The organism is Pseudomonas sp. (assembly GCF_037994325.1).
Classification (GTDB): Bacteria; Pseudomonadota; Gammaproteobacteria; order Pseudomonadales; family Pseudomonadaceae; genus Aquipseudomonas.
Genome location: NZ_JBBNAH010000629.1, coordinates 1 through 1,023 on the forward strand (window position 1 = coordinate 1; position 1,023 = coordinate 1,023).

General features: G+C 62.0%; 1 protein-coding gene. It reads right to left on the reverse strand.

The features are described from left to right. Window positions 1-1,000 (reverse strand): glycosyltransferase family 1 protein (locus AAAB16_RS20740; RefSeq protein ID WP_340665030.1); only part of this gene is annotated, 1,000 nt, incomplete at its 3' end. Between the last annotated feature and the right edge of the window lie 23 nt (window positions 1,001-1,023).

Here is a 1,023-nt window from a genome sequence, read left to right on the forward strand (position 1 = left end):
CCACCATCCCCCCATCCAACAACGGCTGCTGCGCCAAAAACTCCAACGCCGATGCCCGCCAAGACAGCTTGGCTACTTCCTGCGCGCAGCGCTGGCGGTCGAGGCTCAGCGCCGCCAAGCAGGCAGCGCGCAAGTCTTCGTCCATCACCCCGGTCACGCCCTGCTGCAACACATCCAAAGGCCCCGGCACCGGAAACGCTGCCACCGGTGTACCGCAGGCCAGCGCCTCAAGCATCACCAGGCCATAGGTGTCGGTATGCGAGGGAAACACCAACACGCTCGCCTCGCTATAGGCCTGCGCCAGGGCTTGGCCATGTTGATAGCCGAGAAAGCGTACCTGCGAATAACGCGCCTCCAGCTCGGCCCGTTGCGGACCATCGCCGACCACGTGTTTTTCTCCCGGCAAGTCCAGGCGCAAAAACGCTTCCAGGTTCTTTTCCGGCGCCACACGGCCAACGTAGAGAAACACCAGCCGCTTGGGTATCTGTGTAGTTGCGTGAAAGCGCGCCAAGTCCACACCCTTGCGCCATAAGCTCAAGCGCTGCAAACCCCAGCCCTGAAACTCGCTGCGTAAGCGCTCGGTGGTAACCAGCACCGCCTGACTCGGCCGATGGAAACGGCGCAAGTAGGCATAACCCCAACTCAACGGAATACGCGGCCAGCGGGTGTGCACATACTCAGGGAAGCGTGTGTGAATGGCGCTGGAGAACGCTAGGCCACGTTTATTTAGCCAGCGTCGCGCGGTCCAGCCCAGCGGGCCTTCGGTAGCCAGGTGCACGCAGTCGGGACGAAAGTTGCGAATGGCCGCGCCGACATTCCATAAATCCCACACCAGTGGAATCTCTGGATAGGTCGGGCACGGCACATGGCGAAAGTCGCTGGGCGACAGCAGTTTGACCAAGTGGCCAAGGCCACGCAGCTCTGCAATCAAGGCTTGCAAGCTGGTGACCACGCCATTGACCTGCGGTGCCCAGGCGTCAGTGACGATCAACACCCTCATACGACGGTTTCGCGCGGTGCGGC